The organism is Kitasatospora sp. UYEF31 (assembly GCF_057291755.1).
Window position 1 is genome coordinate 35892 of the sequence record NZ_JBXAWK010000022.1, and the last position, 26523, is coordinate 62414.

21 protein-coding genes and 3 tRNA genes are annotated in these 26523 nt (G+C 68.2%); 10 read left to right on the forward strand and 14 right to left on the reverse strand.

The genetic code is table 11. From position 1 onward, the window contains the following. The first annotated feature begins 21 nt into the window (after window positions 1-21). A tRNA-Val gene (locus AC0Z36_RS13605) sits at window positions 22-96 on the forward strand. 69 nt (window positions 97-165) lie between these two features. Here the strand turns inward: AC0Z36_RS13605 and AC0Z36_RS13610 are convergent. Both AC0Z36_RS13610 and AC0Z36_RS13615 read right to left on the reverse strand, forming a co-directional pair. Then, window positions 166-615: a transglycosylase family protein gene (locus tag AC0Z36_RS13610; protein ID WP_485463094.1), complete on the reverse strand. Its 450-nt coding sequence runs from the start codon at window positions 613-615 to the stop codon at window positions 166-168. Window positions 616-707: 92 nt separating this feature from the next. Further along, the gene (locus AC0Z36_RS13615) at window positions 708-1043 is read right to left on the reverse strand and encodes a hypothetical protein (protein WP_485463095.1); all 336 of its coding nucleotides are present in this window, start codon (window positions 1041-1043) and stop codon (window positions 708-710) included. A 120-nt stretch (window positions 1044-1163) separates the two neighbouring features. On the opposite strand from AC0Z36_RS13615, the gene AC0Z36_RS13620 reads away from it, so the two are divergent. The 5 genes from AC0Z36_RS13620 (at window position 1164) to AC0Z36_RS13640 (ending at window position 8542) form a co-directional block, all read left to right on the forward strand. Further along, on the forward strand, window positions 1164-2582 hold the full coding sequence (locus tag AC0Z36_RS13620; RefSeq protein ID WP_485463096.1) for a phosphatase PAP2 family protein: 1419 nt from the start codon (window positions 1164-1166) through the stop codon (window positions 2580-2582). 189 nt (window positions 2583-2771) lie between these two features. Beyond that, on the forward strand, window positions 2772-3179 hold the full coding sequence (locus AC0Z36_RS13625) for a hypothetical protein (RefSeq protein ID WP_485463097.1): 408 nt from the start codon (window positions 2772-2774) through the stop codon (window positions 3177-3179). Window positions 3180-3712: 533 nt separating this feature from the next. After that, window positions 3713-5719, forward strand: a complete 2007-nt coding sequence (locus tag AC0Z36_RS13630) for a phosphatidylglycerol lysyltransferase domain-containing protein (RefSeq protein WP_485463098.1) — start codon at window positions 3713-3715, stop codon at window positions 5717-5719. A gap of 10 nt (window positions 5720-5729) precedes the next feature. Then, window positions 5730-7109: a hypothetical protein gene (locus AC0Z36_RS13635; RefSeq protein ID WP_485463099.1), complete on the forward strand. Its 1380-nt coding sequence runs from the start codon at window positions 5730-5732 to the stop codon at window positions 7107-7109. 188 nt (window positions 7110-7297) lie between these two features. Further along, on the forward strand, window positions 7298-8542 hold the full coding sequence (locus AC0Z36_RS13640) for an MBL fold metallo-hydrolase (protein WP_485463100.1): 1245 nt from the start codon (window positions 7298-7300) through the stop codon (window positions 8540-8542). 6 nt (window positions 8543-8548) lie between these two features. Here the strand turns inward: AC0Z36_RS13640 and AC0Z36_RS13645 are convergent, their stop codons facing one another. Both AC0Z36_RS13645 and AC0Z36_RS13650 read right to left on the reverse strand, forming a co-directional pair. Then, window positions 8549-9517 carry an anti-sigma factor RsbA family regulatory protein gene (locus AC0Z36_RS13645; protein WP_485463139.1) on the reverse strand — a complete coding sequence of 323 codons (969 nt, stop codon included), beginning with the start codon at window positions 9515-9517 and terminating at the stop codon, window positions 8549-8551. 192 nt (window positions 9518-9709) lie between these two features. Continuing rightward, window positions 9710-9785: transfer RNA gene (locus tag AC0Z36_RS13650), tRNA-Arg, on the reverse strand. A gap of 376 nt (window positions 9786-10161) precedes the next feature. Between AC0Z36_RS13650 and AC0Z36_RS13655 the strand changes: the two genes are divergently transcribed. Next, complete coding sequence (locus AC0Z36_RS13655; protein WP_485463101.1) at window positions 10162-11385, forward strand: ABC transporter substrate-binding protein; 1224 nt, start codon at window positions 10162-10164, stop codon at window positions 11383-11385. A gap of 184 nt (window positions 11386-11569) precedes the next feature. On the opposite strand, the gene AC0Z36_RS13660 is transcribed toward AC0Z36_RS13655, so the two are convergent. Then, window positions 11570-11660, reverse strand: a tRNA-Ser gene (locus tag AC0Z36_RS13660). Between the two features lie 161 nt (window positions 11661-11821). Between AC0Z36_RS13660 and AC0Z36_RS13665 the strand changes: the two genes are divergently transcribed. Continuing rightward, window positions 11822-15058, forward strand: coding sequence for a PAS domain-containing protein (locus tag AC0Z36_RS13665; protein WP_485463102.1), 3237 nt, complete (start codon window positions 11822-11824; stop codon window positions 15056-15058). Window positions 15059-15135: 77 nt separating this feature from the next. On the opposite strand, the gene AC0Z36_RS13670 is transcribed toward AC0Z36_RS13665, so the two are convergent. The 7 genes from AC0Z36_RS13670 to AC0Z36_RS13700 form a co-directional block, all read right to left on the reverse strand. Next, window positions 15136-16767, reverse strand: coding sequence for a long-chain fatty acid--CoA ligase (locus AC0Z36_RS13670; protein WP_485463103.1), 1632 nt, complete (start codon window positions 16765-16767; stop codon window positions 15136-15138). Between the two features lie 177 nt (window positions 16768-16944). Beyond that, on the reverse strand, window positions 16945-17682 hold the full coding sequence (locus tag AC0Z36_RS13675) for a DUF1906 domain-containing protein (protein ID WP_485463104.1): 738 nt from the start codon (window positions 17680-17682) through the stop codon (window positions 16945-16947). 294 nt (window positions 17683-17976) lie between these two features. After that, a complete protein-coding gene (locus AC0Z36_RS13680) occupies window positions 17977-19158 on the reverse strand; it encodes a lipid-transfer protein (RefSeq protein WP_485463105.1) in 1182 nt (393 codons plus the stop codon). Next, window positions 19155-19577, reverse strand: a complete 423-nt coding sequence (locus AC0Z36_RS13685; RefSeq protein ID WP_485463106.1) for a MaoC family dehydratase — start codon at window positions 19575-19577, stop codon at window positions 19155-19157. The genes AC0Z36_RS13680 and AC0Z36_RS13685 overlap by 4 nt, the downstream gene beginning before the upstream one ends. Before the next feature lie 89 nt (window positions 19578-19666). After that, window positions 19667-20782: an acyl-CoA dehydrogenase family protein gene (locus tag AC0Z36_RS13690; protein ID WP_485463107.1), complete on the reverse strand. Its 1116-nt coding sequence runs from the start codon at window positions 20780-20782 to the stop codon at window positions 19667-19669. 7 nt (window positions 20783-20789) lie between these two features. Further along, on the reverse strand, window positions 20790-21725 hold the full coding sequence (locus AC0Z36_RS13695; RefSeq protein ID WP_485463108.1) for a bifunctional MaoC family dehydratase N-terminal/OB-fold nucleic acid binding domain-containing protein: 936 nt from the start codon (window positions 21723-21725) through the stop codon (window positions 20790-20792). Next, on the reverse strand, window positions 21722-22903 hold the full coding sequence (locus AC0Z36_RS13700; RefSeq protein WP_485463109.1) for an acyl-CoA dehydrogenase family protein: 1182 nt from the start codon (window positions 22901-22903) through the stop codon (window positions 21722-21724). The genes AC0Z36_RS13695 and AC0Z36_RS13700 overlap by 4 nt, the downstream gene beginning before the upstream one ends. A gap of 284 nt (window positions 22904-23187) precedes the next feature. Between AC0Z36_RS13700 and AC0Z36_RS13705 the strand changes: the two genes are divergently transcribed. After that, window positions 23188-23778 (forward strand): Uma2 family endonuclease, encoded by a 591-nt coding sequence (locus AC0Z36_RS13705; RefSeq protein ID WP_485463110.1) that lies wholly within the window; start codon window positions 23188-23190, stop codon window positions 23776-23778. Here AC0Z36_RS13705 and AC0Z36_RS13710 read toward each other — a convergent pair whose 3' ends face one another. Then, window positions 23779-25119, reverse strand: a complete 1341-nt coding sequence (locus AC0Z36_RS13710; RefSeq protein WP_485463111.1) for a vWA domain-containing protein — start codon at window positions 25117-25119, stop codon at window positions 23779-23781. 211 nt (window positions 25120-25330) lie between these two features. Here AC0Z36_RS13710 and AC0Z36_RS13715 point away from each other — a divergent pair, with 211 nt between their 5' ends. Next, the gene (locus tag AC0Z36_RS13715; RefSeq protein WP_485463112.1) at window positions 25331-25540 is read left to right on the forward strand and encodes a hypothetical protein; all 210 of its coding nucleotides are present in this window, start codon (window positions 25331-25333) and stop codon (window positions 25538-25540) included. A 190-nt stretch (window positions 25541-25730) separates the two neighbouring features. Here AC0Z36_RS13715 and AC0Z36_RS13720 read toward each other — a convergent pair whose 3' ends face one another. Beyond that, window positions 25731-26429, reverse strand: a complete 699-nt coding sequence (locus tag AC0Z36_RS13720; RefSeq protein ID WP_485463113.1) for a transglycosylase family protein — start codon at window positions 26427-26429, stop codon at window positions 25731-25733. Between the last annotated feature and the right edge of the window lie 94 nt (window positions 26430-26523).

Genomic DNA, 26523 nt, shown 5'->3' on the forward strand with positions numbered 1-26523 from the left:
TGTGTACGATTCCTTTTGCACGCTCGCGTGGCGCAGTGGGAGCGCGTCCCGTTCACACCGGGAAGGTCGCTGGTTCGAACCCAGCCGTGAGCACCACGACAAAGAGGGGCCGCATCTTCGGGTGCGGCCCCTCTTGCGTTTTCACCGCGCTGTCTGCAGCATTTTTTACCGCGCCTTCATCAGCATCTTGTGTCGCGCCGTCATGCGTCTCTGCGCTGGGTTTGCCACCCACTCCGGCCCGCTCACCCGGTCCGGCTGCGTCACCCACGCCGGCTGGGCGTCCAGGAGGCCGAGTCGGCGCGAGCACTGCGGCCAGGCCTCCCAGCCCTGCCAGCTCAGGATCTTCTCGGCGACCTTGATCTGTTCGCGCCTTGTGGCCAGATCCGGCCGGGGCGCGTAGACCCCGCCGCCGGCCTCGTTCCAGGTCTGCTGGGAGATCTGCACCCCCCCGAAGTAGCCGTTGCCGGTGTTGATGTCCCACTGGTGGTCGCTCTCACACCCGGCGAGGCGCTCCCAGACCGTGTCGGAGACTGCGTATGAAGGTGTGCCGGTGAGCAGCACTGCGGCGAAGGCGGTCAGGACGACAAGTGGGATCTTCGTACGTGGTCGGGTCACAGCGGACGACCGTACGGTCTGAACGGCGTATTTTGCAGCACATTTAGCCGTTAATCACCTAAATGCACCTACGGTTCACGGCCCGCCACGCCTCACGGCCCGCCGCTGCCGAACAGATCACCCGGGTTGAAGTCCGACGGCAGCACCCCGGTCGGAAGGATGTTGGTCGGCAGGCCACCGGGGATACCCGGAACCCCCTGGGTCGGCGTCGTCTTCGGCTTCGAGCCGCCACCACCGTCGTCGCCGCGGGTGGCCAGGACCACACCTGTCACCACCGCCGCGATGAGGACCAGTGCGACGACCAGGGTGACCAGTGGACTTCGGCGGGACCTGTGCGTCCGGCCCGGCTGCCCGCCCGGCTGCCCGCCCGGCCGGTGCGGCGGCGGTTGTGGCGGTTGTTGCGGATGCGGCGGTTCGTGGTGCGACACGGGCCCATCCCCCCTCATTAACCCTGTCTATGCTGGCACGATCCGCCCTTTGCCGGGCGGGAACGGTCATTCCGTCCCAACGGACCGACCTGGACCAAACCCACACGGGAGAAGTCGTACATGCAGTCGACCGATGCACTTTCCGATCAGTCACTGCACGGCCTCCTCCTGCGGTCAGGGCTGAACGGACCGCTGGAGCACGTCGTGCTCCTGGTGCTTGCGATACCCGTGGCGGTCTTCGGCTACCGCCGGGCCGCCGACTACCTCCGCGACGGTCAGACTCTCCTGGGCGTCGCGATCGCCTGCTCCACGGTGTTCCTCCTAGTCCCGGTGGCCTGGCGGCCCCTCCAACTGGCGCTCCTGCTCACCCTGGCCGGCCGTCTCGGCCGCCGGCAGCCGGACAGGACGATATGGCCCGTCGCGGTGGGCCTGGTGCTCCTCTTCGGCGGCCAGACGCTCATCCCCGGCAAGCTGACCTTCCTCACCGTCGTCGCCGACAACGCACCGCTGCTGCTCGCCGCCGCCGCCGCACTCGCATTGCCGTTCCTGAAGCGGGACGCGCCGCACTGGACGGCGGAGAAAACACCGGCCGACACCGGCGTGCCGCGCGGTCAGCGCAAGGTCCTCGGCCTGCCGGTGCCCGTGCTGCCGATGCGGATGCGCCCGCTGTCGCGGCCCAACCTGCTGCTCGAACTGCTGATGATCCGCGCCGGGTACTCCCTGTACTCGTACGTCCGCGGCTCGGTCCCCGACCAGCGCGCCGTCGCCGAGCGGCACGGCAACCAGGTCATGGACGTGCAGTCATGGCTGCACATCGACATGGAACACACGATCAACCACTTCACGGCGTCGGTGGCGTGGCTCGGGAAGTCGATGAACTTCTACTACGCGAGCTTCCACTTCCTGGTGCCGCTGACGTTGCTCGTCCTGCTTTACACCCGCCGCCCCGAGCTGTACCGCTCGGCCAGGACAGCCCTGTGCGTGACTACCGGGCTCGGCGTGCTCGGCTTCTGGCTGTATCCGCTGGCCCCGCCGCGACTGCTGCCCGGCTACGACTTCATCGACACCGCGAACGGCCCGCAGGACCTGGCGCACCCGACCTTCGAACTGGGCGGCAAGCTGGCCAACCAGTACGCGGCGATGCCGTCACTGCACGTGGGCTGGTCGCTGTGGTCCGCTCTGGTGATCGTCGCGATAGCCCCGTGGATTTGGCTGCGGATCATGGCCCTGCTCTATCCACTGTTCACCACGATCGTGGTCATGGGCACCGCCAATCACTACCTCCTCGACGCTTTGGGGGGCGCCTTTGCGGTGACCTGCGGATTCATCGTCCAGTACCTGCTGACCGGGCGGCCCGTGTTCAGGTTCGGGCAGCGCGGCGCGGCCAGGGCGACTGCCGCGGCGATCCCGGCGGCGCGGAGCGGTGGGCTGGGCAGCACCACGGACGCCACGAGCGATGTCGGCGCTACAGGCGACACGGGCGACACGGGCGACACGGGCGACAAATCAGACAAAGCTCATGAAATCGCTATTCAATAGACCGTCGATGGCGGGCAATTCACACAAAAGCCCTGAATCTCCTATCGGCCCGCAAATGCGATGACACGCCGCAGTATTGCCAATTCTTTAATCGAACAGCCCGCAACCACCCGGGCGGTCACGCGGTAGTCACGGTGTGAGTTCGGCCCGGCGTGGCCGACAGCGTTCACAAACACCGTGAGGAGCACCATGACGGACATCAAGCGCCGTGTCGCCCGGACCGCCCTGTTGATCGCAGCCGCCGGCGTCGCCCCGCTGCTCATCTCGACCGGAGCACACGCCTCCGCCGGACTGCCCGGCGGGCTCAACGGTCTGAGCCAGCCCGACGACCTGACCGGCGCGCTGCCGGGCGGCGTCGGCCAGTCCGCGAGCGGCGCCCTGAGCAAGACTGCGGAGAAGGGCGTCCCGGCCGCGACCACCACGGTCGGCGAGGCCGCTGACAAGACCGGACCGACGGCCGCACAGGCCACCGTCCCGGCCACCGAGGCAGCGACAACCGCGAGCAACGCCAGCCAGGCGGCCAAACCGGTGGCCCCCGCCGCTCCGATTTCCCCCACCCTCCCGGCGCTCCCGCTCGGCGGCCTGCCGATCGGCTGACAACACCCTGTTCGGAGCTCCACCCCACTCCCGGCTCAACCGGGCGGCCGGACCACGGGCCGGCACGGCATGCACCCGGCATGCCGTGCCGGCCCGTCGGCGTTTCACTCCCTCCACCGGTCGCCGTGTGTCAGCGACGGCGGCTGTGAGTTCGAAAAAGTTTGCACATGTGGCCGATATCAGCCGCGGCACGCCCCTGATTGCATTCCCCGTCCGGGCCCAGGATGATCCTCCCGGGGGCGGATCGCCGAGCAGAGGTCATCCTCTGGAATGACGCACATGCCGACTTTACGGGCATGACGCAGCGCCGCCAGCTGTCTACGCTTTCCGTATACGCGCCTAGTTTCGGACAAATCGGGCATGCTTACCGGCTGTGCGCCTACCTCGGATCCGGCGACCATGCGTACACCGTCCACGCAGTCAAGGAGCATCATGCAGTGTCGCGCTGCCCAACCGAACGTTCGCAGAACCATCGGTGGCCGACTTCCCGTCCTGACGGACATGACGGGCATGACTAAGAAGTGGGGCACACGGTGAGCATCCCGGCCAAGGCTGGAGACGGCAGAGTCGAGACAGACGCCGGTGGCCCCACCAGGACCGCACGGCTCAGCCGGATCGGCCGCCGGACAGCGATCTGGTACCTCCGGCTGGTGGCCGGGCTGAATCTGCTGGCCGCGATCCTCGTGCCGCTGCGCAACGGGGTCCGTAGGCACAACTCGGACGAGTTCTTCACTCCGTTCCTGGCGACCTCCGGTTACACGACAGCCGCCTTCGCCATACTCCTCGGCATCATGTTGTACCGCCGTAAGCGAGCCGCGTGGATCTTCGTCACGGCCATGAGCGGTCTGACGCTCGGACTCATGGTGGCGGCGATGGCGCTCCCGGACGAGCGGTTCAGGTTCCACGGCTTCAACTGGTTCTCCCTCGCGCTGACCTTGGTGATGTTCACCGGTCTGCTGGTCAGCCGCCGCGAGTTCTACGCCAAGGGCGACCGGAAGAACATCAAGCTCGCCCTCGGTGTGCTGAGCATCGGCGTGGTCATCGCGGTGATCCTGGGTTCGACGCTGGTCACCTTCACCGGTAACGAGAACGAAGCCTCCGTCAGCGACCGCATCGTCTACACCGTCTTCCGGGTGATCACGCTGTCCCCGGACAGCGACATCCCCGAGGTCAGCGTGCCCCGGACGACCGACGTCATCATCAACATCGTCGGCGTGCTCGTGCTCCTCGCCGTGTTGTACGCACTGTTCCGGGCCCCCAAGAACCAGGAACTGCTCACCGCAGACGATGAGGTCCGGCTGCGCGAGCAGTTGGAGAAGTGGGGCGAGCGCGACTCGCTCGGCTACTTCGCACTGCGCCGCGACAAGTCCGTCATCTGGTCTCCGTCCGGCAAAGCCGCGATCGCCTACCGCGTGGTCGGCGGTGTCTCACTGGCCTCCGGCGACCCCATCGGCGACCCCGAGGCGTGGCCCGGCGCGATCGACCGCTGGCTGGAGGAGGCCCAGGAGAAGGCCTGGGTCCCGGGCGTCATGGGCGCGAGCGAGGAAGCCGGGAACATCTACGCCCGGCACGGCCTGGACGCGCTCGTCCTGGGCGACGAGGCTCTGGTCGAGGTCGACGAGTTCACTCTTGAGGGCCGCGCGATGCGCGTGGTCCGGCAGGCGTACAACCGCGTCAAGCGGGCCGGCTACAGCACCCGGATGCGCCGCCACGAGGACATCCCGGACGACGAGATGGCCGAGTTGGTCGAGTTGGCCGACCACTGGCGGGACGGCGAGACCGAGCGCGGCTTCTCGATGGCCCTGGGCCGCCTCGGCGACCCGGAGGACGGCCGCTGCTTCATGGTCGAGTGCCTCGACAAGGACGGGCAGCTGCGGGCCATCCTAAGTTTCGTGCCGTGGGGCTGCAACGGTCTTTCGCTGGACCTGATGCGCCGCGACCGCGACTCGGAGAACGGCCTCATCGAGTTCATGATCCTGGAGATGCTGGGCAACGCGAAGGCGCACAAGGTCGACCGCCTCTCGCTGAACTTCGCGATGTTCCGGTCGGTGTTCGAGGAAGGCGCCAAGCTGGGCGCGGGCCCGGTCCTGCGGATGTGGCGCGGTGCGCTGATGTTCTTCTCCCGCTGGTTCCAGCTGGAGTCGCTGTACCGCTCGAACGCCAAGTACCGCCCGATCTGGGAACCGCGGTACGTCCTGTTCCGCAAGGCCAGCGAGCTTGCCCGGATCAGCCTGGCCTCAGGCCGGGCCGAGGGCTTCGTCACCGCGCCGAGCCTGCCGTCGCTGTTCAAGCGCCGGCACACCGAGCCGCTCGACCGTACGTGGGTCCGGAACGGCAACGGGGCCAAGGCTGCCAACGCGCAGGCGGCAGTCGGGTCAAATTCTTCCGGCAAGTCACCTAAAACGACCAAATCAGGGCATGACAAGGACCAAAGTGGGCACGTCACCTGGCAGGCAGCAAAGGCTGCCCCGGCCAAGCCGGTGAAGATGGCCGAACCCGCCGAACCTAGTGGTGACGGGGCCAGGCCCCCGAGTCCCTAGGACCCCCTACATGACGCACCCGCACGGTGAACCCGAGGCCGCATCCCCGGACAGGGATGCGGCCTCGGCCGTTCCGGCCTCCCCCGCCGGAGACGGTACGGACGGCAGGGCCGACCAGGCCGCCAAGCCTGGCCAGGACGCCAAGGCCGACCAGGCCGCCGAGGAATCCGAGGACGGGCCGGCCCCGGTCCGCAGAGGCCCGCGGCACGCGTCCCCGGTCCACGGCACAGCGCTCGAAGACCCGCCGAGCCAGGCGGCACCGCGGCAGGCAGGCCAGCGCCGCGCGGCCGCAAGCGATTCCCCCACTGACGGAGCTTCCTCGGACAGCGCCTCCCCTAAGCGCACGGACTTCGGGTTCTTCGACGAGCCGGGCAAACTCAAACCGGCCGTCCGGTGGTATGCCCGGGTCGCGATCCTGCTGGTCGGCGTGCTCGCGCTGGGCAGCGCGTTCATCGCGGCCTACGTCGGCGCGCTGCACAAACCGGACCCGCGCGACGTGCCGCTCGCAGTGGTCGCCGGGGACCAGGGCGCGGCGCAGCTGACCCAGGGACTGCGGCAGCAGAGCAAGTCGGTCGAGGCCAAGACCTACAAGACCCGGGCCGACGCGGACGACGCCCTCCAGGACCACAAGGTGTACGGAGTGCTGTTCACCGGCCCGCAAGGGTTGGGGCTCGACATTGCGGGAGCAGCCCCGAACGGCGGCGCGCGGACCGTGCAGACAGCCGTCGAGGGAGCCGCCAAGCAGGCGAACCTCCCACTCCAGGTGCACGACGTGATCCCGCTGACCGCCGAGGACCCGCACGGCCTGTCAGCGTTCTACCTGGTTGTCGGCCTGATGGTGACCGGCTACCTCGGGGCGACCGTACTGACCCTGTTTGTTGGAACGGTGCCCCCGACACTGGCGCGGGCCGCATTGCGGATCGGCGCACTGGCCAGCCTTTCAGTGTGCAGCGGGCTGGTGGGCGCGGCGCTGACCGTAGGCGCGTACGACATCTGGCCCGGCCACTTCTGGGGTGTGGCCGGCAGCGCGATGCTGGTGACCTTCGCGGCGGCGGTGGCCGCCGCCGGAATCCAAGGCTGGCTGGGAACGCTGGGGACCGGTGTGGTGTTGCTGTTGTTCGTAGTGCTCGGCAACCCCGGTTCGGGCGGCCCGTTCGCGCCGGAGCTGTTGCCCGGGTTCTTCCGGGACATGCACACGTGGGTCCTGCCGGGTCTTGGCACCGAACTGACCAGTTCGACCGTGTACTTCGGCGGGAACGGCGCCGTTTCCGGTGCCGTCGGACTCGCCCTGTACGCGGTCATCGGCGCAGTGCTGCTGCTCGGTGCGGCCAAGGTCCTCGGGCCGAAGCAGAGCGGCAAACCGTTGCCTGAAGGCCTGAACCAACCCTGACGCACGGCTACTCCCCCTGTATGAGGGGGTGCCTGCCGGCCCATCCCGGCGGAGGACGTTTCCGACACCGAGGGCCGGTTAATCTCCCAGGGCACCACAACAAAAGCACCACCTGAGGCGCGACAACAAGGTTCGACAGCACAGACCCGGCGCAGCTGGCAGCGCCCGGAACCTCCAAGGAGCTCTACGTGACCGGGGACGACTTCGTACGGAACCCAATCGCGGCGATCGGCGCCCGTCCAGCGGGTGCCCGCCTGGACCGGGTCCGCAACTCGCCGCACTTCGTGGACGGTGCCTTCCGCAATCCGGTGCCCACCAAGCGGATGGTGCCGGGCGGGTGGCGGAGCATGCTGCAGGCACAGCGGGCTGCGTCCGGGCTGCGCCACCCGAAGGGCACCATCCCGGTGGTCCAGCGCTCCAGCGACGACTACACGGTCGCACCGGACTCCGGGCTGCGGGCGACCTGGCTGGGCCACGCGACGGTGCTCGTGGAGATCGACGGTGCCCGGGTGCTGTTCGACCCCGTGTGGAGCACCCGCTGCTCGCCGTCGTCCCTGGTCGGACCGAAGCGGCTGCATCCGATGCCGATCCGGTTCGCGGATCTGCCGGAGCTGACTGCGGTGGTGGTCTCGCACGACCACTACGACCACCTGGACATGGCGACGGTGAAGGCGTTGGCGCAGCGGGATGTGCCGTTCGTGGTGCCGCTGGGCCTGGGCGCGCACCTGGAAGCGTGGGGTGTGCCCGCCGACCGGATCATCGAGTTGGACTGGCAGGAGACCGCGACCGTCGCCGGCCTGGAGTTCACCGCCACCCCTGCCCGGCACTACTGCAGCCGCGGTCCACGGGCTTCGGCCACCGTGCTGTGGGCGTCGTGGGTGGTCTCCGGGGCGGAGCACCGGGTGTTCCACAGCGGCGACACCGGCTACTTCCCGGGCTTCACGGAGATCGGTGAACGGTTCGGTCCGTTCGACCTGACGATGATGCAGGCCGGTGCTTACGCTGAGGCCTGGCCTGAGGTCCACCTGAACCCGGAGGACGCCGTACGGGCGCACTGCGATCTGCGCGGCGACGTGCTGCTGCCGATCCACTGGGGCACTTTCGACCTGGCGCCGCATGCCTGGGCGGAGCCGGTGGAGCGGGCGCTGGAGGCGGCGGTGAAGACGGGCAGCCGGGTGGTGGTGCCGCGCCCCGGCGAGTGGTTCGAACCGGCTGTCGTCGCCGAGCCCGACCTGTGGTGGCGTGCGGTGCAGTCAGGGGTCGTGGAGTCGCAGCCACAGTCGGCGGTGCCGCTGACGGACGGGTCGTTGACGGACGGGTCGTTGGTGGTTGAGTCGTTGGTGGTTGAGTCGCAGGCAGGCACGTCTCTGCCAGCTGGGTCGTTGGCGGAGGAGCCGACGGTCGGCCGGGCCTCGGTGCTGCCCGCCGCGTAGCCGGGTCTAACCCTCGGTGAGGTGGAGGTACAGCCGGAGGGTCGTCCCCCCGTCGCGTGACGAGCGCATCCTGACGAGGTCGCAGATCTGGTGGATCAGCCACAGGCCGCGCCCGCCGTCCTGCGACGGGGTGGGGCGCTCCCGGCCCACCAGCGGCTGGTCGATGTATCCGGCGTCGCGGACCTCGCACACCAGCGACCGTTCGTCCTGCCAGATCCGCAGGGCACCCGTGCCGCCGCCGTGCCGGAGGCTGTTGGCCGCGGCCTCGCTGACCGCGACGACGAATTCGCGGGCGCGCAGTTCAGGCAGTCCCGCGGCGGCGGCCCGGCGGGTCACCGCGATGCGGACGGCCGGCAAGCCACCGGAGCGGAACGGCACGGTCTCGCTGGGACCTACCGGTTCGGGCAGTTCCATGGCGAATATGGCGTCCAGACCCTGGCGGCCGTACAACCCGCTGTCAGTGCGGCCGCTCCCGGGCTCCAGGACGGTGGGGTGGCTGGCCCACGCTTCTTCGATGACGTCGGCCGGCAGTGCGGTGGTGTCGTACGGACAGACGAGCCACCAGGCGGGTGATCCGCCGAAGGCGAGGTTCAGCAGTGTCTCGTGCTGCTGGCACTCAATGATCTCGGCCGGGCTGCGGCCCAGCCAGACGGGCTCCCCCACCCCGCGGATCCTGCGCCCTTCGACGGCCTGCTCACGGACCCAGTCGCGCCACACCGGAATGATCCTGCCCGGGTTGCGGCCGACGTTCTCCATGTCGACGAAGGACAGCAGACCGGGGGCTTCACGCAGTTCCTGCTTCAGGACGTCCTTCAGCAGATCGGTCTTGTCCTGGGTGACCGCGACCATGACCGGTTCCCCCGCGGTCAGGGAGTCGCTGATGTACGTACCGACGACGTCGACGAAACCGTCGTATCCGGCGTAGAGCATGGCTTCGTGGAGAAAAGCCTGCTCCTGCACCGTCCCTTGCCCCATGCCGATCACCGCGCCCTCCCCATCACCGGAAGCCTAACCGCCCAGGGCGACTTCACTCGGAGTTCCGGCAAAACGAATACCGGCCGCGGACGGTTCCGCCGGGACCACCGGGACGGTGCGGCGGAGCTGTCCGGTGAGGGGCGCCCGAAACGCAGAAGACCCCGCACTTTTCAGTGCGGGGCCTTCCTGAGCTGGTGCGCTCGGCAGGATTCGAACCTGCAACCTTCTGATCCGTAGTCAGATGCTCTATCCGTTGAGCTACGAGCGCCTGTCGTTCGGTTTCCCTTGCGACGTAAATAACCATACAGGCTCCCGTCCCGGAGATGAAATCGGTTAAGCCCGGACGGGTTCCAAGGGCGCTCCGAAAGTTCACTTAATGGCCTTGACCTGCGAAAACACCCAACCACCCCTACCGCTGAACGGTTGTGCGCCCGTACTCTCCTGCACCAACGCCCCCAGGCGGAGCCCGGCGCTGCGGCAACGGCCACAGACCCGGCTCCGGACGCACTCCTTGGGGACGGCACGTTCAGCAGACGTTGAACGGGGTGCCGGAGTCCTGCCTCACAAGGGCCGGCTCCGGGAACCCCGGAGGGGGAAACGGAGTGGATTTCGTGCGCACGATCACGACCGCAAGAGCGGCAGGCATGGCACTGGCACTACTGGCGGGCACCACTGCCTGCGGTCTCGTCAGTGGGAACGACGGCGGGGCGGGGGAAAAGGAAGCATTGAAGTTCGGGTACCTGTTGCCCGAGACCGGCCAGCTGGCCGCGCTGGGCCCACCTCAGATCTCGTCGGTGAAGTACGCGATCGACCAGATCAACCAGGCGGGCGGGGTACTCGGGAAGAAGCTCCCGGCGGCGGTGGGCGCGGACGAGGGCGGCGACGACGCGAAGGCGGTGGCCGGTGCGGACAAACTGCTGAACGCGAAGGTCCATGCGGTGGTGGGTGCGGCAGCCAGTGGGCGCACCTTCGCGGTGATCGACAAGTTCACCCGGGCGGACGTACTGGAGTGCTCCCCGTCCAACACCGCGGTGAAGCTGACCGACTACATGGACTACGACTTCTACTTCCGGACGACCGCCAGCGACACGTTGCAGGGGCCGATCCTGGCCGACCAGATAGCAGCCGACGGGCACAAGCGGGTGGCGATCATCGCCCGGTCCGACGACTACGGGCGCGGCCTGGCCGACGCGACGGCTGCCGCCCTGAAGCAGAACAACCTGACGTCGTCGATCGATCCGTACGATCCGGCGACGACTGACTTCAAGAAGCAGGTGGACAAGGCCAAGGCGTCCAAAGCCGACGCGATCGTCCTGCTGTCCTATGACGAGGGCGCGGACATCCTCAAGGAGATGCTGAAGCAGGGTCTTGCCCCGGGGCCGAAACTCGGTGTGTACGGGGGCGACGGGCTCCGCAACGAGAAGCTGGCGCAGACCGTGTCCCCGCAGTCTCCGGGCGTTCTGGCCGGGATGAAGGGGACCGCGCCGGCTTCGGTGGAGAACGCAGCGTACGCAGCGGGGCTGAAGGCCTTCGACCCGACGGTGGAGACCACGCAGTACGCGGCGCAGACCTTCGACTGTGTGACCACCGTCGCATTGGCGGCGGAGGCGGCCCACTCCACGAACCCGAAGAAGATTCGGGACAAAATGGTAGAAGTCACCCGCGCCGGCGTGAAGTGCACGACCTTCGTCGAGTGCCGCAAGTTGATCCGCAAGGGTGAGGACATCGACTACGACGGGGTCAGCGGCCCCCTGGACATGACCGCGAGCGGCGAGCCGGACGCGGTGGACATCGAGGTCTACACGTACAACCAGGCCGGTGAACTGAAGTCGCTCAAGACTCTGCCGGGGCGTCCGCAGGTGAGCTGAGAGCGACGAACACGCGCCCTCCCAAGCGACACCAGGACGCACTCAGCCGGTCCGCAAGATGTGGCCTGACCTGCGCCGATACCAAAAATCGGACAGGTCGGGCCACACCCGACCCGGTGCCCGGAAACGCAGAAGCGCCCTGATCCTCCGTCGCTGACGGTGGATCAGGGCGCTTCTTTGACTGCGGAGGCTCCGGGATTTGAACCCGGGATGGGGTTGGATACCCAAACCGCATTAGCAGTGCGGCGCCATAGACCAGACTAGGCGAAGCCTCCATCGGTGTAACCCGACGGCCGACAGATTACCGTCCCAGTCAACGAACGTGCAAAAACAATGGGATAGTCGTGGAGACATGCCACGGGGGAGCGGCCGGGAGGGTCCTTGGGAACCCGGCTGAAAACGGGCACAGTGTGTGAGCTTGGGAGGTAAGCGTTCCGTGAGCGGCAGGCCAACCCGAGGCGCCGCCCGCCTCGCAGCCATACTCGACGCACTGCCTGACGCATTGCTTCTGGTCAACCGGAACGGCACGGTCGTCAACGCGAACGCGATGGCGCTCCAGGCGTTCGAAACCCCGGGCACCCCACTGGTCGGACGTGGACTTCTCGACGTCCTGCCGACCTTCGACCGCAGCCGGATCCCCGGCTCCGTGCGCCAGGGCCCGAACTCCGACCCCCGGTCCAAGCCCATCCGGATGACCGCGCACCGCACCGACGGCAGCACGATCCCGGTCGAGGCGACCAGCACCAACCTGCACCCGGGCACCGAAGACGAACTCCTGATGATCGTCGTACGGAATCTGACCGGCTCGTTGGACGTCGAAGCCGAACTCCAGCGTCAGCAGCGGCAGACCGAGATGATCCTGCGGGCCGCCTCCGAAGGTGTCATCGGCATCGACGCCGACGGTTCGATCGTGCTGGTCAACCCGGCCGCGACGAAGATCCTCGGGCGCAAGGCCGCCGAACTGGGCGGCAAGTCCCTGCACGAACTCCTGCAACCCCGCCGGGCCGACGGCACCCCGCTGCCCGCGGCCGAGTGCCCCGCCCTGCAGACCTTGGAGTCCGGGCGCCGCCAGCGGCTGACCGACCAGACCCTGTGGCGCGGCGACGGCGAGGCGGTGACCGTCGATCTGACGACCGCTCCGATCCTGATCGGCAAGACCGTGGTCGGCGCGGTGATGACCTTCACCGACACCGCGAACGAACGTGGGCTGGCCGCTGAACGAGACCGGCTCGCGACCGAACGCGACCAGTTGGCCGAGCTCGTGGACGGGGAACTGTCCGGGCGGCTGCGCGAGGCGTTCGGGCGACTGCGGTCGCTCGCCGACGGCGGCATCGGCGAACTGGGCCCGGCCGCCCGCCGGGTGGTCCGCCAGGTCGCCGGTGAGCTGGAGGGCCTGACCGTCCTCTCCGGCGAACTGCTCGACCACCAGCAGGCCGACGGGCCCGACGCCGTCGCCCGGAGGACGGCCGAGCGCACGGCGGAGCGCACGGCGACCACCGTGGACGACCTGGTCGACCGGGCCGTGGAGACGGTCACGTCGCTCGCCCGCAGCACCGGGGTGCAGATCAGCACCGACACCGCCGCCGCGTCCCGGACAGGCGTCCGGGTCGACGTCGACGCCATGACCCGGGCCATCGGCCACCTGCTCGCCGACGTGATCACCGCGGGCGACCCGTCGACCTCCATCACCGTGTCGGCCGTCCAGCAGGGCAACACCGCCCGGATCGAAGTCCGCGGCGGCGCAGTGCGCGCGAGCGCCGTACGCGTGCCGTTGGCCCGTGCCGTGATCGAGGCCCACGCAGGCACCCTCGAAGCGGTCGACAAGGCCGGTAAGACCTCCTCGTACGTCGTCGGGATCCCGGTGGACGCCGAGGCGGGCGCCCAGGCCGGGGCGGCCCGCACCGACGAGGCCGCAGCCGGTGGCAGCGGCGCCCGCCGCCGCCGTCCCCGGGGCGGCCCTCCGGCGCTGCCCGCCGCTCCGGCTACACCGCTCCCCCCGGCTCCGCAGTCCGGCTCCGAAACCGGTTCGGGGCTTGCCCTGCGGCCCCCCGCAGGGACGCCCGCGACAACTGAGGGGAACTCCGGTCCCGGCCGACTGGTGCAGGCCGCCATGCCGACGCCGCGGCTCCCCCAGGTCATGCCGATGCCGCAGGTGCCGCCGCCGCACATACCGGCGCCGCCGGTGCCGGAGCAGGCTGTGTCCGCGTCCCGCCTGGAGCAGGGCGCCGAGGCCCCGGGTGGCCCGGCCCAGCTGCCACCGGCCGCCGCAGGTCCGTTCGCACTGCCAGCCGGGACCTCCGAGCCGGCGGGCGCCCATGCTCCGCAGCTCAATCAGCGGTCGCCTGGTCTGCAGCCCGCTTCGGCCGGTCCGCAGGTGCCGCTGGTCCCCGCGGCTCCGCCCGTCCCCGCACCGCCGGCAATGCCGCCCGCGCCTGTCCAGGCACCGCCCACGGCGACTCCCCTGGCGCCGGTCGGCCACGAGCGGCCGTTCGGCGCTCCGGAACCGCTTGAGCAGTCCCTCGGCTCCCCCCAGGCAGCCGAACCTGCGGCGGCCAGGACCAACGGTCACCACACGAGGCACGTCGCGCGCTCCCGGCGTCCGCTGGGGACGCCCCCTGCGGCGATCCCGCAGCAGGCCAGGTCCGTGGAGAGCGGGTACGGAAGCACGACCAGCGTGCAGGACCGCCCGGACCAGGCCGACCCGCAATCGGGGCAGTACGACCTGCCCGGCCGGCACGGTCAGGCGCAACACAGCCAGGCGCAACACGACCAGGCCCAGTACGACCAGGCGCAGCCACAGCACAGCCAGGCCCACCAAGACCAGAGCCGGAGCCAGTCCCGGCAGGATTCCGGGCCCGGCCCCTCGTCCGGGGCCTTTGTCGGCTTCGGTGACCCGGACTCCGGACCCGGCTATCCGGCCGGTGCCGCGTACGACATGGGTGTGCAGCAGATCCCGCCGACGTCCGACGGGCAGCCCCGGCGACTCCTGGTGTGGCCCGAGCCCGACCGGGCGACCGCCGGCGCGCTGACCGCGCACGGTTGGAGCCCGGTCCTGGTCCGGTCCCGGGAAGACGTCGCGGCAAGCGTTGAGACGCAGCCGGCGGCCCTGTTCGTCGACCCGCTGACCGGCCCGATCACCCGCACAGCACTTCAGTCGCTGCGTACGGCGGCCACTGGCGCCGGGGTGCCGGTGCTGGTCACCGCGGGGCTCTCGGCCGTCACCCGGGGTCAGTCACAGGGCGCTGATCCGGCAGTGCTGCTCCGGGCCCTGGCTCCGGCCGAGCAGTTGGGCACGACCGGGCGGGTTCTGCTGGTGGAGGCGCGCCCCGAGGTCGCCGTCGCGCTGGCCGGTTCGCTGGAGCGCCGTGGGCTGACGGTCGTACACGTCGGTTCGGAGGAGGAAGCGATCGCGCGGGCCCCCGAGGTGATGCCGAACCTCGTGGTGCTCGACCTGATGCTGGTGCGTCAGCGCCGCCACGGTGTTGTGGACTGGCTGCGGGCGAACCACTACCTGGCTTCAGCCCCGGTGGTCGTCTACACCGCACCGCAGTTGAACACGGGCGAGTTGGACCGGCTGCGCTCCGGCGAGCTGGTGCTGTGCCTGTCGGAGCGCTCCACGACCCCGGACGCCCAGCAGAGCATCGTGGACCTCGTCCGCAAGTACGCAGACTGAAAAACTGCGTCGACCATGTGCACGAGTCCCCTTTGGAGATCACCAAGGGGACTCTTGCACATGGTCGACGCGTGCGGCTAAGCCAGTTCGGTGATGGCCAGCTCGTGCTCGGCGTAAGACTTCCTGATCGCCTTTTTGTCAAACTTGCCGACACTCGTCTTCGGTACCGTCGGAATGATCGACCAGCGCTCGGGCAACTGCCAGCGCGGGACCTTCGTGCCGAGGTACTCACGCAGTTCGGCCAAGGTCACCGTGGCGCCTTCACGCAACACCACAGTGGCCAGCGGGCGTTCGCTCCATTTCTCGTCGGGCACGCCGACGACGGCGGCCTCGGCCACCTCCGGGTGGCCCATGAGGTGGTTCTCCAGTTCAACCGAAGAGATCCACTCGCCGCCGGACTTGATGACGTCCTTGGCCCGGTCGGTGAGCCGCAGGAAGCCGTCCGCGCTGATGCTGCCGATGTCGCCGGTGCGCAGCCAGCCGTTGTCGAAGCGGTCGTCCCCCTCGGCCTCGCCGATGTACGAGGCCGCGATCCAGGGGCCCTGCACTTCGAGCTCGCCGACTGACGCGCCGTCATGCGGCATGGTTTCGCCGTCGGGGCCGATCAGCCGGGCCCGGACGGAGGCCGGGAAGCGGCCCTGGGTGCTGCGGTAGGCGAAGGCCTCCTCGCCTTCGACGCCGCGCGGCGGGCGCGCGACAGTGCCCAGCGGCGAGGTCTCGGTCATCCCCCAGGCATGGGTGATGCGCATGCCGTAACGCTCGTCGAACGCCTTCATGAGCGAAGGCGGGCAGGCCGCACCGCCGACGACCACCTCGCGCAGCGAGGACACGTCGCCGCCGTGTGCGTCGAGGTGGGCCAGGAGCCCGGCCCAGATGGTGGGGACGGCCGCGCCGAAGGTCGGCTTCTCCGCCGCGATCATCGCGGCCAGCGGCTCGGGCTGGAGGAAGCGGTCAGGCATCAGCAGGTCCGCGCCGGCGAACATCGCAGCGTACGGAATGCCCCACGCGTTGACGTGGAACATCGGGACGACCGGCAGGATCCGGTCGGTGGAGCCGATCCCGAAGCCTTCGACGGTGCAGATCTGCAGGCTGTGCAGGTAGGTCGAGCGGTGGCTGTAGACGACGCCTTTGGGGTTCCCCGTGGTGCCGGAGGTGTAGCAGAGCGAGGATCCCGAGTGCTCGTCGATGTCCTCCGGCCACGGGTACGTGGTCGGTTGGCCGACGATGAGTTCCTCGTACCGGTGTACACCCTTGCCGGACGCCTGGAGCGGTGCCAGATCGGCGTCACCGGTGACGACCACGTGTTCGACGGTCTTGAGCAGCGGCAGCGCGGGCGCGAGCATCGCGGCCAGCGAACCGTCGACGATCAGGACCTTGTCTTCGGCGTGGTTCGCGATGTAGATCAGCTGGGCGGGGTCGAGCCGCAGGTTCAGCGTGTGGAGCACGGCCCCCATGGAGGGCACCGCCAGGTAGCACTCCAGGTGTTCCTGGTTGTTCCACATGAAAGTGGCCACCCGCTGGTCACCGGTGACGCCGAGTCCGCGCAGCGCGTGGGCGAGCTGCGCGGAGCGCTTCCCGACCTGGGCGTAGGTGGCCCGGCGGGGTTCACCCCCGGTCCAGGTGATCACCTGGGCGGCGCCGTGCACGGTGGTGCCGTGTTCCATGATCCGGGCGATCGTCAGTGGCACGTCCTGCATCGTGCTCTGCACGGGTGGCCTCCAGCTGCTGTACGGGTCTGCGGGTGCGAACGGCCTGATTCTTCCCGTTGGGGCGCTACCTGTCAGTAGCCTGACCACCCGAGATAGGTGTCGCTTCGCACCCTTGTGTTCCTGCGGGCGGTCTGCCCCCCGTACGAAGGTCCTTGTCCAGATTCGAAGGACGTTGTTTCAGAGCACGCCGACCGGCGCGTCCATCGCGTTGCGGTCGATGTTGACCGTGACGTCGCCGTACGTCTCCTTCACGTTGCCGTTGTACTGGTGGATGCGCTGCGAGCCCGTCCACAGGTTGTCGGGGAGCGCCCCGTCGCCCGCGGTCACCGCCTGCCCGTCCCAGCGGGCGTACCAGATCACGTCCGGCAGGGCCCGCGGCCCGGCCACCGCTCTGACCTGGTCGGCGACACCGGAACCGAGGCTGCTGTAGAAGCCCGCCACCCAGCCGCGCGCCCGGACTTCCAGCGACCACGCTTCAACGAAGTCGAGCACGGCCGTGCGGCATCCGGTGTCGTTGGTGTTGTAGTTCTCCATGTCGAGGTAGACCGCGCTGCCCGGTTTGAAGCCGAGTGCGGCGGCGCTGTCCACCGCTTCGTCGGCCTCGGCGCCGGCCTGTGCGGCAGCCTGGGTCGGGTCGATCCGGCCTGGTTTCTTCGAACTGCTGCACGGTGCCTGCGCGCCGACGTGGATCGGCAGGAACTCCCACCCCTGGGCGTGTGCTTGCCGGACCCAGTCGGCGGTCAGCCGGTTGCTTTTGCAGGCCCGCTGGCTGCCGCTGCTGTAGATGCCGAGTGCTCCGTACGGCGAATCCCGCCAGGCCTTCAGTGTCGCGATGCTCGGTGCCGCGCAGGTGTCGAAGGCCAGCCCGTGGAAGATCTTGGACTTGTCGGGGAAGCCCCGCTGCTTCGTCAGCACCTGTCCTGGGCGGGTTTTCATCCCGCGCCCGCGGTCGTGGTCCGCTGCCGCCGCCGAACCGGTTGCGGTTGTTGTGACTCCGGCTGCGAGCAGCAGGGCGAGGGCTGCGCGAGCCCATCTTTTCGGGTGTGTCCGGTGCACTTTTGATCCTCTCAGGACGCATGAAAAACCGGTCCAAATTCTGACAAATGCCGCAATTCGGACCGGCTCACCGTGTGTCACGGATCCACTGGACACAACTAACTGGACTGGATGTCGCACAGGACCACCCGGATGGCGGGGTAGTGCGGACATCTACTCCACGCTGAGGATCAGACCCGAGGTCGGAACCCCCGTACCCGCCGTCACCAGCACGTTCTCCACGTTTTCCACCTGGTTCACCGACGTCCTGCGGATCTGCCGGACACCCTCGGCGATGCCGTTCATGCCGTGCAGGTAGGCCTCGCCCAGTTGCCCGCCGTGGGTGTTGGTCGGCAGCTTGCCCCCCAGCAACAGGTTGTCGTCCCCGACGAAGCCCGGCGCCTCACCGCGTCCGCAGAAGCCGAACTCCTCCAGTTGCATCAGCACGAACGGAGTGAAGTGGTCGTACAGCACCGCTGTCTGAATGTGGTCGGGCGTCAGGCCCGAGGTCTGCCACAGCTGCTTGGCGACGACCTGCATCTCAGCCAGGCCGGTCAGCTCGTCGCGGTAGAAGCTGGTCATCTGCTCCTGCATACGCCCGGCGCCCTGGGCCGCCGCGGTGATGATCGCCGGACGGTTCTTCAGCGAGCGGGCCCGCTCCGGCGTGGTCACCACGATCGCCTGGCCGCCGTCGGTCTCCTGGCAGCAGTCGAGCAGCCGCATGGGCTCGACGATCCACCGGGACGCCTGGTGGTCGGCCAGCGTGATCGGCTTCCCGTAGAAGTACGCGTTGGGATTGCCCGCCGCGTGCTTGCGGTCGGCGACGGCCACGTGCCCGAAGGCCTCGGTGGTCGCGCCGTACGTGTGCAGGTAGCGCTGGGCGTACATCGCCACCCACGAAGCCGGCGTGAGCAGGCCGTACGGCATGTTCCAGCCAAGGCCCACGCCTTCGGGCGTGGGGTCGCGCTGGAGCACGCCCGATCCGAACCGCCGACCCGAGCGCTCATTGAACGCCCGGTAGCAGACGACGACTTCGGCCACACCCGAGGCGACCGCGAGGGCCGCCTGCTGCACGGTGGCGCAGGCCGCGCCGCCGCCGTAGTGGATCCGGGAGAAGAACGTCAGCTCCCCGATTCCAGCCGCCTGGGCGACGGTGATCTCAGGGTTGTTGTCCATCGTGAAGGTGACAAGACCGTCGACCTCCGAAGGATCGATGCCCGCGTCGGCCAGCGCCGCCTTGATCGCCTCCGCGGCGAGCGTCAGCTCGGACCGCCCCGACTCCTTGGAGAACTCCGTCGCCCCGATGCCGGCGATGGCCGCTTTGCCACGGAGGTTGTCCGCTCGTTTCAGACTCACTTGGTGTCACCTCCCAGCGCGACCGTGACGGTCCCGGTCACGTGCTTGCCCAGCTTGTTCGCCCCGACGACGGAGACCTCGACCACGCCGTCAGCCTTGCCCGTCACCGACCCGGTGAAGGTCATGGTGTCCCCCGGGTAGTTCGGTGCGCCGAGCCGGATCGCCACCTTCTTCAGTTCGGTCTCCGGACCGGCCCAGTCGGTGATGTAGCGCCCCACCAGACCGTTCGAGGTGAGGATGTTCATGAAGATGTCCGGCGAGCCCTTGTCTGCGGCAAGACCGGGATCGTGGTGGACGTCCTGGTAGTCCCGGGTGGCGATCGCGGTCGAAACGATCAGTGTCCGGGTCAGCGGAACCTCGAAAAGCGGCAGTTCGTCGCCGATGTTGACGTCGTCGTACGTGAGGCTCGTGAGATTCATAGGGCTCGTGAGATTCATAGGGCTCGTGAGATTCTTGGGATTCCCAGGGCGCACGGGTGAACTCTGCGAAGCCGGTGAATTCTGCGCAGTCACTTGGCGCCTCCCTGGGCGAACAGCGCGCCGAGCGCTTCCAGCTGCTGGATCCCCGCACCCAGGGTCACGTCGATCTGACGCCCCCACAGGAAGTGCCGGTGGATGGGATGGTCGATGTCCGAACCGGTGCCACCGTGCAGGTGCTGGCAGGCGTGCACGACCCGCTTGCCGCCCTCCGACGCCCACCAGCGGGCGACCAGGGCCTGCTCGCGCGCGGGCTCGCCCTGGTCCATCCGCCAGGCGGCTTCGAGCACGGTGACCCTGATCGCCTCGGTGTCCATGTATGCCTCGGCCGCACGCATCATCACGGCCTGCTTGGCGGACAGCGGTTTGCCGAACTGCTCGCGGTGGGTGACATGTTCGACCGTGCGGACCACGGCCTGCTCACACACTCCGACCTGCTGGGCCGACAGTGCCACCCGGGCCAGGTCGGTGATCCGGTCGGTGATACGGCGCCCGTCCTCGACGGACCCGAGCAGCTCGCCCCGGGCCTCATTGAGCAGCAGGTTTCCGCTGGCCCAGGGGGCGGTGGTCGGCGCGGCCTCGACGGTCGCGCCGTCCAGCGCGAGGTCAACGACAAAGACGGCCGTACGGCCTTCAACCTGCGCGGTGACGAGGGCCCGGTGGGCGACCTGGAGCCAGGGCACCGCCACCTTCGTGCCGCTGAGCCGCCATTCGCCGTCCACGAAACGGGCCGTCGTACGGGGGACCCCCGGCAACGCACTGCCCGACTCCGCGATAGCGCCGGAGACAATCCGCGCGCCCGTGAGGATCGGTTCCAGGTCGGTCCCGATCAGTTCCGGCGTGCCGAATTCGAGCAGCGGCAGCAGCCCGTACACCGCCGTGTCGAGCAGCGGGATCTGCGCCGTGAAGCGCCCCTGCTGCTCGAGCAGCAGCGCGAGCCCGACGATGCCGAGTCCACCGCCGCCGTGCTTCTCGTCGATGACCGCGCCGAGCAGTCCGGCCTCGCCGACCTTGCCCCACAGTTCGGCGTCGAACTCCTCGCCGGCCGACCGGAGTTTCTTCAATCGATCGTGTGTCGACAGGTCTTTGAAAATCTTTTCAGCCAGCCCGGAAAGGGACTGCTGGTCCTCTGTCAGATGGAAATCCACGGCTCGTTCACTCCCCCACGGGCACGAATACGGGGAGCGTCAGCTCCGGGTCGATGGTCCGGAATTCAAGCCGGACAGGCAGGCCGATCTTCACGTCCTCGTGGGGGATGCCGACCACGTTCGAGACGATCCGTACACCCTCTTCCAACTCGATCAGTCCTACCGCGTAAGGCTGGTCGAATGCTGGGAACTTCGGGTGATGCATCGTCACATGCGAGTAGACAGTGCCGCGCCCGGAGGATTCGACCGTGTCCCATTCCAGGGAGGCGCAGATATTGCAGCCGGGGCCCCAGGGGAAACGGAGTTCGCCGCAACCGGTGCACTTTTGGATAAGCAGCTTTCCGGCGTCGACCCCGTCCCAGAATCCCTGGTTGTCGCGGTTCACCACGCGGCGCGGACGAAGGGGACGCTCCTTCTGCACGGCCTTCTTCTTGTGCGGAGTGAATCGCAGGATGCGGAACCGGTGGGTGCCGACCAGTTCGCGGGTCCCGTGGATGTAGATGTTGGTCAGCGTCGTGATGAAGTGCCCGGTCCCCAGACCGGTGGTCTTCTCCTCCGACACCGTCTCGATGAGCTGGTCGTATTCGACGACTTCACCGAGCCTGAGCGGCCTGATGTATTCCTGTTCGCAGTTCGTCGCGACGACGGATTTCATTCCGGCGTCGGTGAACATTTTGTAGAGTTCGCCGACCTTCGAGTTGACCGTTGTGCCGGCGTGCAGCCCACGCATGATCCACACCTGGAGCATGGTGGCCGGGGCCACGATCCCGCCGAAGTGCGTCCTGGCAGCTGCTTCCGGATCGGTGTAGACGGGGTTCTCATCCCCCATCGCCTCGGCCCAGTGCCGGATCATCGGCCCGTTGACCGGGTCGAGCGCGAAGACGCCCGACTGGTCGTGGACACCCTCGAACTTCTTTACCTGCACCAGGAATTCCGTACTCAACGCTGCACCTTGCCCATGCCGAGCCGCATGATCGCGGCGATCTCCCGCTGCACTTCGCTGACCCCGCCGCCGAAGGTGTTGATCTGTGCCCGGCGGTTCATCTGCTCGATCTGCCCCGCGAGGAACGCGCCGGGTCCGCCCGGGCGGATGACTGCCTCGGGACCGACGATCTCAAGCAGGTTCCGGTACACCTCGATCGCGCTTTCGGTGCCGAAAAACTTCACGCCGGAGGCGTCGCCCGGGTTGAGAGTGTTATTGCCGACGTCGTGCACCAGCCGCCAGCTGAACATCCGTACAGCCGACAGCCGGGCGTAGATCTCGGCCAGCTTCAGCTGCACCCAGGGCTGGTCGACGACACGCTTGCCGTCCTCGATCTCGGTCTCCCGGGCCCACCTGAGCACCTCGTCGAAGAAGTCCTCGGCCTGCATGCCGAGGGCCGCCAACGACACCCGCTCGTGGTTGAGCTGGTTGGTGAGCAGCTTCCAGCCGGAATTCTCTTCGAACACCAGATTCCCGTACGGGACTCTGATGTCGTCGTAGTACGTCGCGGTGGTGGTCATCCCACCGACGCTGGTGATCGGCGTCCAGGAGAACCCGGGGTCCGTCGTCGGCACCAGGATCATCGTGATGCCCTTGTGCTTCGGGGCGTCGATGTCCGTCCGGCAGGCCAGCCAGATCCAGTCAGCCCCCTGCGCGGTCGACGTGAAGATCTTCTGACCGTTGATCACCCATTCGTCGCCGTCACGGATCGCCCGGGTCTTGAGCGCCGCGAGGTCGGTTCCGGCGGACGGCTCGCTGTATCCGATCGCGAAGATGAGCTCCCCGGCCAGGATCTTCGGCAGGAAGAACGCCTTCTGCTCCGCGCTGCCGTACTTGATCAGCGTCGGGCCGACGGTGTTGAGGGTGACCATCGAGACGGGCGCACCGGCGCGGTAGGCCTCGTCGAAGAAGATGAACTGCATCTCCGGGCCCTTGCCCTGGCCGCCGAACTCGGTCGGCCAGCCGAGCCCGAGCCAGCGGTCGCTGCCCAGCTGCTTGCGCACCCGCTGGGTGGTGGGCCCGCCGGCCTCACCTTCGGCGGCGAGCTCCTTACGCACTTCCGGGGTGATCAGGCGGGCGAAGTACGCCCGCAGTTCAGCCCGCAGAGCCTCCTGCGCGGGCGTCGGGGCAAGATGCACGTGACCGGCTCCTTCACCTGCTAGACCATTGGGTCCGCACGTGCCGCCCGGCGTTTCCAAGGACCATCCGGGCCCGTGACTCAAGCAAGCATCATGCAGGATCGAATCTCGCCCACCGGGGACTGCTTGTCAATATCAAGCATATTGAGCGATCGGGGCTCACTCCGGACGTCACCCGATCGTGGCCACCGGCCGCAGACCCGACGCGGTCCGCCTATCGTGGAATGAAGCGGGCCAGACCCCGCCCGAGAAGTCACGACCTTGAGGCGGAGGAGGCGAGCCGGATGACCATCACACCGCATCGCGAAACCACCGGTATAGAGCACGTCTTCGACACGATCGACGCGCCGAAAGGCTTCAAGGTAGAACTGATCGGGGGACGTATCGTGATGTCACCAACGCCTGTGCTCGGACACAACGGGCTGCTCAAGCGGCTGGAGCGGCTCTTCCTCGTGCCCAATATGCCGCCGGGCACGGATGTCACGACATCCCCGATCACAGTGATGCTCCCCCACACGCCGCACCGCGACGGCTACGTCCCCGACCTGGCAGTCATCGACGAAGAGGCCGCCTGGGACAACAAGGAGTGGAAGCTGTCACCCGAGTCAGTCCACTGTGTGGTCGAGGTGATTTCCAACCGCGCGGAGCTCTCCGAAGGCAACAAGAAGGCCCCCGGCTATGCCTCCGGTCGCATCCCGGTCTACATCAGGATCGACCCGCTCACCCGGGAGACCACAGTGTTCTCCGACCCCGAGGACGGCGCGTACCGAACCTCAACGACGGCACCGTACGGAAAGACGATCCACATCCCCGTGCCCTTCGACGCGGGCTTGAACACCGGGATGTTCCGCCGGGAGTACACATCGGGCAAGTAGTCAGCCCAGGACGCCCTTGGCCCGCGCTTCGGCCAGCCAGTCCGGGAACTCGTTGAGGATCAGGTCGTACAACTGCGAGTCGCTGATCTTCTCAATGTCCTCGACACAGAAGAAGCCGGCATTGTCGACTTTCCGGCCGGGCATCGTGTCGAACTTTTCGAGGATGCCGTACTCGGACCGGCCCAGGCCGATGAACTGCCAGAAGATCGGCAGCTCCGCCGCCTCGGTGAGCAGTTCGGTGATCTGCCGGGACCGGTTGACGCCACCGTCGGAGAAGAACAGCACAAGGACGGGAGCGCCGGGTTCAGTGGAGTACTTCCGTACGACGTCCTTGATCACCGCAGGCTCGTTGTTGCCGCCCCGGGCCTTGGTGAACGGCTCCGGGGTCCGCAACGAGCCGTCGGCCCGGCGGGGCAGCTGCTCACCCTTGGGCGCGTTGATGAAGATGTTCCGGTCGATCCAGCCCGGCAGCTCAGGGATTCGCAGCGCCGGCAACGCCTCGAAGTCGTCCCCGAACAGCCACGCGTCCAGTTCGCCGTCGTCGTCGAGCCGCGCGGCGACCGGGGCGATCCGCTCGACCAGGTCGCCGACCGTCCCACTCGCGTACAGCTTGCGCATCGAACCCGACCGGTCGACGACCAGCGCGACCCTGGCCCGGACACCGCCGATGCCCTTCTTCTCCAGACAGACGCGCACTGCCTCCTTGCGGAGGGAGACCCGTACGCCCATGTCCCTGGGCAGCCCGGCGGTCTGCGGATCGTCCGCCGGGGGCGGCAGGCGCATGGTCGGGTCTTCAGACCACCCGGCAGTCGGAGCCGCGCTCCGCTGCGGGGTCTCCTCCTCGATGGTCACGCCGAAGTCCGCGGCCAGCCCGGCCAGGCCGGTGTCGTAGCCCTGGCCGACCGCACGCAGCTTCCACGAGCCCTGCCGCCGGTAGAGCTCGCCGAGGACCAGCACCGTCTCACCCCCGCGGGCTTCCACGTCGTAGGCCGCACAGGGCTTGCCGTAGGCGTCCAGGAGCTCCAGGCGCAGCCCGGTGACGTCAGCGAAGGTGCCAGTGTCCACGGACCCCGCGATCACCACCCGGTCGACGGCGGCGGGCACAGCGGCAGCGTGGACGACGATCCGCTCCTGCCCGCGCGGCCCGACCAGGTGCTGCACGGCGCCGTCAGCCGCGTCGGGCTGGTTGTAGAAGACGAAATCGGCGTCGGACCTGACCCGGCCGTCCGCCCCGACCAGCAGGGCGGAGACATCGACGGTCGCACCCGAGGCGCGGCGCACCAACAGGGTCAAATCGCCGTCCGGGGCAGCGGCGTTGGCGCCGGCGGTGAGCATCTGCATGGTTCACAGTGTCGCCCGTGGCGGGGTGTTCCCGCTGGTAGAGACGCGAAGAACCGGCTACGAGTTGACCCGGATCCCCGACGAAGTCGGCCAAAGACACCAAAAAGCACAGCGGGCGACGGATTCTGACTATATGTGACGTGATCGGCATCACGGGCGATCTCGACTGCCTGGATGAATGATCGGCCCGCAGTTGTGGAATCCCGCCAGTGTGACTGCGAACGACGCGGGGTCGGGCGACAGAGCCAGCGACTCCAACAACTGGGACGATTTCGACCTTGAACGCGCCCGCCTGCTCCTGGAGCGGGCCGCCCGCATCGCGCGGCGGTTCGAAGACGTCTGCCTCGAAGAACTCCGCGCCCAGCAGTACCAGCGCGACGGCCTGTACGACGAAGGCCCGGGACTCCCCCAGACGTCATGACCACTCACGCGGTCCTCCGTCCGGCAGTGCCACCGGGCCTTCGTCGCTCCCGGCCGCCGGACGTCCCGTCCCGCACAACGGGGCGACGCCTTACACCGGAAATGAGTCTTCAGTTGTCAGCGGTCGTCACCGCGCCGTAGTCCGGCGGCGGCATCGATCGACCGCTTGTGCCGTGTCGCTGCTGCTCAGCTCAGCTCAGGACGAGCTGCTGGCCGGGCAGGATGAGGTTCGGGTTGGAACCGACCACGGACTTGTTCTTGCCGTACAGCGCCTGCCAGCCGCCGGCCGTGCCGTGCTTGGCGGCGATGGTGCTGAGCGTGTCACCGGACTGGACCGTGTAGGAGCCGGTGGTCGACTTGGCCGTCGACGGCGCGGCGGGGGCCGGCGTCTTGACGGTCGAGGACTTCGGAGCGACCTTCGGGGCGGCCTTCGGGGCCTCGGTCTTCGGCGTCGAAGACTTCGGGGCCACCTTGGTCGTCTTCGGCGTGGTGTTCGTCTTCGTGGAAGAAGAGTTGTCCGAGCTCGGCTTCGCAGCCGCGCCCGACTTGCCACCGCTGGTCAGGCCCTTGCCACAGGCGGGCCAGGCGCCCTTGCCCTGAGACTTGAGGACGTTCTCGGCGACGCGGATCTGCTCGGACTTCGAGGCGCTCTGCGCGGAACCGGAGCCGCCGTTGGCGCGCCAGGTGCTCTGCGTGAACTGCAGGCCGCCGTAGTAGCCGTTACCAGTGTTGATGTTCCAGTTGCCACCACTCTCGCACTGGGCGACCTTGTCCCACTGGGAACCGTCGGCCGCAGATGCGGAGGTTGCAGTCGCCAGACCCACGAGCGGGGCGGCAACCACGATTCCGACGACAGTCGCAGCGCGCAGACGACGCTGAGTGCGTCCCATGCCGCGGTGGTTGTTGTCGTTACGGAAAGCGTGACGGAGAGACATGGATTCCTCTCGGAACTCTCCTGAGGCGGTGCGACACGGCCGGCCGTTG

Bases quoted from the DNA above. Each gene is read 5' to 3' on its own strand.
- AC0Z36_RS13620 (WP_485463096.1), top strand. From the start codon at position 1,164: ATGCAGTCGACCGATGCACTTTCCGATCAGTCACTGCACGGCCTCCTC.
- AC0Z36_RS13625 (WP_485463097.1), top strand. From the start codon at position 2,772: ATGACGGACATCAAGCGCCGTGTCGCCCGGACCGCCCTGTTGATCGCA.
- AC0Z36_RS13635 (WP_485463099.1), top strand. From the start codon at position 5,730: ATGACGCACCCGCACGGTGAACCCGAGGCCGCATCCCCGGACAGGGAT.
- AC0Z36_RS13645 (WP_485463139.1), bottom strand. From the start codon at position 9,517: ATGGGGCAAGGGACGGTGCAGGAGCAGGCTTTTCTCCACGAAGCCATG.
- AC0Z36_RS13655 (WP_485463101.1), top strand. From the start codon at position 10,162: ATGGCACTGGCACTACTGGCGGGCACCACTGCCTGCGGTCTCGTCAGT.
- AC0Z36_RS13685 (WP_485463106.1), bottom strand. From the start codon at position 19,577: ATGAATCTCACGAGCCTCACGTACGACGACGTCAACATCGGCGACGAA.
- AC0Z36_RS13705 (WP_485463110.1), top strand. From the start codon at position 23,188: ATGACCATCACACCGCATCGCGAAACCACCGGTATAGAGCACGTCTTC.
- AC0Z36_RS13710 (WP_485463111.1), bottom strand. From the start codon at position 25,119: ATGCAGATGCTCACCGCCGGCGCCAACGCCGCTGCCCCGGACGGCGAT.
- AC0Z36_RS13720 (WP_485463113.1), bottom strand. From the start codon at position 26,429: ATGGGACGCACTCAGCGTCGTCTGCGCGCTGCGACTGTCGTCGGAATC.